The sequence below is a fragment of the Glutamicibacter sp. BSL13 genome (genome assembly GCF_052928425.1).
The window spans coordinates 1-5,046 of record NZ_JAVGCZ010000140.1 but is presented as its reverse complement, the minus strand read 5'-3'; the positions used below and the strand labels follow the sequence as shown (position 1 = coordinate 5,046).

At 70.7% G+C, this 5,046-nt stretch carries 4 protein-coding genes and 2 pseudogenes; all 6 read left to right on the top strand.

The genetic code is table 11. From position 1 onward, the window contains the following. Positions 1 to 488 (top strand): annotated as a pseudogene (locus tag RCJ92_RS14875) (M23 family metallopeptidase); the annotation flags it as partial. 331 nt (positions 489 to 819) lie between these two features. Then, a complete protein-coding gene (locus RCJ92_RS14870; RefSeq protein WP_446754978.1) occupies positions 820 to 1,086 on the top strand; it encodes a DUF6112 family protein in 267 nt (88 codons plus the stop codon). A gap of 216 nt (positions 1,087 to 1,302) precedes the next feature. Beyond that, complete coding sequence (locus RCJ92_RS14865) at positions 1,303 to 1,629, top strand: DUF6112 family protein (RefSeq protein ID WP_208002055.1); 327 nt, start codon at positions 1,303 to 1,305, stop codon at positions 1,627 to 1,629. A 33-nt stretch (positions 1,630 to 1,662) separates the two neighbouring features. Continuing rightward, positions 1,663 to 3,117: a type IV secretion system protein gene (locus RCJ92_RS14860; protein WP_446754977.1), complete on the top strand. Its 1,455-nt coding sequence runs from the start codon at positions 1,663 to 1,665 to the stop codon at positions 3,115 to 3,117. A 193-nt stretch (positions 3,118 to 3,310) separates the two neighbouring features. Continuing rightward, positions 3,311 to 4,774 (top strand): SCO6880 family protein, encoded by a 1,464-nt coding sequence (locus RCJ92_RS14855; RefSeq protein ID WP_446754976.1) that lies wholly within the window; start codon positions 3,311 to 3,313, stop codon positions 4,772 to 4,774. A 34-nt stretch (positions 4,775 to 4,808) separates the two neighbouring features. Continuing rightward, positions 4,809 to 5,046: pseudogene (locus tag RCJ92_RS14850) on the top strand (ATP-binding protein); the annotation flags it as partial.

Below are 5,046 nucleotides of genomic sequence, written 5' to 3'. Positions count from 1 at the left end.
CAGGCACCCCAGGAGGGTCCGGCTGCGACACGGACAGCCGGGCGCCCGGGGGTGATCCGGGCGAGGTCGACGGCGACCCGAACCAGATGGTGGACGACCCGACCACCGACGGGCAGATCACCGCGCGGATGCTCCACGTCTACCAGACCGCCCTCGAGCGCTTCCCCGACACCGGCTGGTCCTGCTACTCGCCCCGGCCCGGACAGAAGTCCGAGCATCCCCTGGGCCGGGCGTGTGACATCACCTTCGGCAACCCGATCGGCCAGCGACCGACCCCGCAGCAGCTCGACGACGGCTGGGAGGTGACGAACTGGATGAAGGACAACGCCGAGACGCTCGGCATCCAGTGCCTCATCTGGCAGGGCAAGATCTGGAACATCGACCGCGACGACGAGGGCTGGCGCGACTACAACGGCGGCGGAATGCACGACCCCTCCGATATCACCGGAGGGCATTTCGATCACCTGCACGTGACCGTCAAGGAATAGGCCACGGAAGGCCTGCCTATGGCCTCTCAGATTGTGCCGTGAGGACAGCATAGACGGTCTTTCGCGCGTCTCCGAAACCGGCCGTTCTTCGACGTCATTCGCGACTAGAGGCCAGCGGACGTGTGGGCGTCCGTGCGCACATCGTCGCGACATGCGCCCTCCGCCCGGGGCCGCGACCGCGCCGCTGTGCCGGCCCGCACGGGCGGCCGGTGGGCCGTTGCCCGCGACCCTGCCGGGCCGGTTCCTGCACGCACCTGGACGGTCACCCAAGCCAGGAAGCAGGAGAATCCCCATGCCCGTCATCGCCGCTGTCGCTCCGGTACTCCTCGAGATCGACGTGTTCCCGGACTTCGACGCCGTGGGCGGGAAGACGGAGATCCTCCACGTCCTCGGGGCGCTGCTGACCGTGGTGCTGATCGTCGCGGTGCTGATGCTCCTGGTCAGCGCGATCGTCTGGGCGATCGCCTCCTCCCACGGGAACCTCCAGGCGGCATCTCGCGGCCGGACCGGCGTGCTCGTCTCTATCGGGGCCGCCGCGCTGGCCGGCGCGGGCGTCGCCTGGGTCAACTTCCTCGTCCAGGTCGGCAGCACCGTATAGCAGACACCCAAGGCGGGCCGGGTCTCTGACCAGGACGCCGCCCGCGCCCCACGTCGCCACCGGGCGGCGCGGGCGCTTCTTTGAGGCCCGGATCGGGCGCGGGAACGCGTCGAGTGGAGGGCTCGGAGAGGTCCCGGGAGCAACCAGTTCCGGGGTCGCACCTGATGCGCTGACCCGCGAGTGGCGCGGGCCGGATGTTCTCGAAGGAGCCGCCCCATGTCTGTCCTGCTGGATCTCGTCCCGACCATCGTCCCGGCCCTGGTGCCGATGGATATCAACATCACCCCCAACGACGACGGCCTTCCCGGCATCGCCGCCCTGCGCACCATCGTCGGCGCGGTCATGACCGTGGCGCTCATTCTCAGCGTGCTCGCGCTGCTGATCTCGGCGATCGTGTGGGGCTTCGGCTCCAACTCCAGCAATCCCCATCTCGCCTCCAGGGGAAAGGTCGGTGTCCTCGTCTCCTGCGCCGCCGCGATCATCACCGGCGGTGCCGTGACGCTGATCAACTTCTTCTGGAATGTCGGAGGAACCATTTCCTGACCCGCCCCCAAGGAATTCGAAAGGAGGCGGGTTATGGCTGGCGTCTGTGATGTCCCTGTCATTAGTACCGTCTGCGACAAAGTCGGTGAAGGAGCCGCGAGCCTGATCAGCGCACCGTTCGACTGGCTCGCGCAGGCCGTCGGCGGTGCCGCGCAGTGGATGTTCGAGGGCGTGTGGGCGCTGTTCGACACCACCACCCTGGTCGACATCACCGAGGACGGCTACCTCGACGTGTACAACGTCGTGTTCGGCCTGGCCGTCCTGATCACCTTCGCGTTCTTCTGCCTGCAGCTCATCGGCAGCCTCATCCGGCGCGAGCCCGGCGCGCTGGGCCGGGCGGCGACCGGGATGGCCAAGAGCGTGCTCGGCGCGTTCATCCTCGTCACGATCACCGCGACCCTGCTGGAGATCGTCGACCAGCTGTGCATCGGGATCATCCAGGCCACCGGCACGACCCTGGACGAGATGGGCGGCAAGATCGCCGCCCTCATCGCGGGGCTGACCGCGATCCAGATCACCGCGCCGGGCGCGGCGGCGATCATCATCATCTTCCTCGCCTTCCTCGCGATCACCGCCGCTGCGATCGTCTGGTTCAGCCTCCTGGTGCGCAAGGCGCTGATCCTGATCCTGGTCGTCCTCGGGCCGATCGCCCTGGCCGGCGCCGGCTGGGACGTCACGAGGGGATGGTTCTCCAAATGGGCCAGCTTCGTGCTCGCGCTGATCTTCTCCAAGTTCGTCGTCGTCCTCGTATTTCTGGTCGCCATCACCCAGGTCAACGCCCCGATCGACCTCGACCTGGCCTCCATCGCGGACCCGGTCGCGGGGATCGTGCTGATGTTCATCGCCGCCTTCGCCCCTTACATGTGCTACAAGCTGCTCGCCTTCGCCGGCGCGGACATGTACCACCTGACCAGCACCGAGCAGGAGGCCAAGCAGTCGATGAACCGGCCGCTGCCGGTCCCGCACGCCCCGAAGCCGGAGAACGTCGAGAAGGTCCTCGGTCCCAAGGGCGACGGCCCCGACGGAGGCGGAGGGGGCGGCAGTGGAGGGGGTGGGGACAACCCGCCACCGTCCCCGCCGAACTCGCCAAGCCCTACCACCGGCACCGGCGCCGGTGCGGGAGCGACGGGCGCTGGAGCCGGTGGCACGGCCGGAGCGGGCAGTGCCGGCGCAGGGAGCGCGGGCGGCGCCGGGGCTGGCGCGGGTGCCGGGGCCGGTGCTGGTGCGGCTGCTGGGCCGGTCGGCCTGGGCGTGGCGGCGGGGGTCGCGGTCGTCAAGGGCGCCGCGGAGGCCGGCCCGAAGGCCGGGGACGCAATCGGGAAGGCCGCCGATGCGCAGGCCTCCGGCGCCAGCGACGGGGCCGCGGCACCGCCCAGCTCTCGTCCGGCGGATGCGGTACCTACCTCACCAGCACCGCCGCCGGCAGCCCCGCCGAGCCAGGACCCGAAGCCGGTGCCGCCGACGGATCCAGCACCGCCGAAGCACTGACCGAACCGCAGACCTGATCCTCACGGGAGGGAGGTGGAACAGGACCGGCAGGCCCCACCCGCCCGGGACGAGCGAGTCATGGCGACCTCGCTCCCCGGGGACGGGTGGGGCCTGTCGCTGTTCGGGTTCCGCACCTGGGTGGCAGGCGCGCCCACGAGGCGCCCGTGTCTGATCCGAGAGGGGAATCCCTGCCATGACCACCCATGAGAAGCACGCCGAGGAAGCCGAGCTGCACCCGGTGAAGTTCTCCCGCTTGTCCAAGCGCGGCATCCTGCTCGGCCTGTCCCTGGCCCAGCTGATCGCGATCGGCGTCGCGATCGCCGCCTTCGTCCTCGGCCTCTACACCGGCGGCCAGGCCGTCCTCTACCTGGGCGTGGTCTGGCTGCCCGCCCTGCTCGTCGCCGTCATCCGCATCGGCGGGCGCAGCCTCGTCGAATGGCTGCCCATCGGCCTGGCCTGGATGTGGCGGTCGCTCACCGGGCAGACCCGCTACCGGCGCCGCATCGTCAAGCCCCGGCCGGCCGGCACCCTGGCGTTGCCCGGCGACGCCGCCGCGCTACGGCAGTATGTGGACCCGGAGACCGGGGCGGTGATGGTGCACGACCCGCACGCCCAGATGCTGACCGTGCTGCGCGAGATCACCCACCCCTCGTTCGTGCTGCTCGATCCCGGCGAGCAGGAGCGCCGGGTCCAGGCGTGGGGGAGGGTGCTTGCCACCGGGTGCCGGTCCGGGCGGATCGCTCGTATCCAGGTCCTGGAGCGCACCATCCCTGACTCCGGAACCGGGCTGGCCCAGTGGTGGGCGAGCCATGGCGTCGATGACGGCTCCTGGGTCGCGACCACGTACAAGGAGCTCATCGACCGGGCCGGCCCCGCCGGGGAACGCCACGTCTCCACCTTGTCCCTCTCACTCGACATGAAGGCCGCCGCCCGGCAGATCCGCACCGCCGGCCGCGGCCTGCGCGGCGCCGCGGCGGTCTTGAAGCAGGAGATGACCACGCTGACCACGGCGTTGCGGGCTGCGGACCTGGATGCCTCCGACTGGTTCACGCCCGGGCAGCTGACCATCATGCTGCGCACCGCCTACGACCCGCAGATCGCCGCGACGTTGGACCGGGCCGGGAACATCGGCCAGGACCTCGCGACCGCCGGGCCGGTCGCCGTCGAGGAACGCTGGGATCGGCTGCGCTCGGACTCCGCCTGGCATGCCGTGCTGTGGATCAGCGAATGGCCCCGCAGCCAGGTGTTCCCCGGCTTCCTCTCCCCGCTGCTGCTCACCGGTGGCATCCGCCGCGCCGTCACCCTGCTCTATGACCCGATCCGCGCCGATGTCGCGGCCCGGGATGTCCGCAAGCGCAAGACCGAGCACATCTCCGATCAAGCGCAGCGGCGCCGGATCGGGCAGATCGAGGACGCGGAGCAGTCCGCCGAGCTGCAGGACGTCCTCCAGCAGGAAGCCGACCTGATCAGCGGTCACGGGATCCTCCGCTTCACCGGGCTCGTCGCCGTCTCCGCCGACACCGGCCCTGAGCTGGACGCCGCAGTCGCGGCCATTGAGCAGGCCGCCGTCCAGGCCTCCTGCGAGACCCGCCGCCTGGTCGGGCAGCAGGCCAGCGCCTTCGCTGCCGCCGCGCTCCCGCTCTGCCGCGGCCTCTAACCCCCCTCTGCTCCTTGGAAGGAGAACCCGCATCGTGAGTGATGAAGAGCCCCGCCGGCTGCACACCGCCGTCCTCGTCGGGTCGGAGAACGTGCCGCGCCGCGACCGCAAGGCCCGCCAGAAGGCCGCGGCGAAGCGCCTGGCCGCCGATGCCGCCGAGCGCAAGGCCATTGCCCGTGACCAGGCCCGCGCCGAGCGCGCCGAGGCGAAGGCGACCCGCTACCTGCCCGCTTCCGGTGAGGACGGGCCGGCCGCGCTGCGCACCCCGGTCC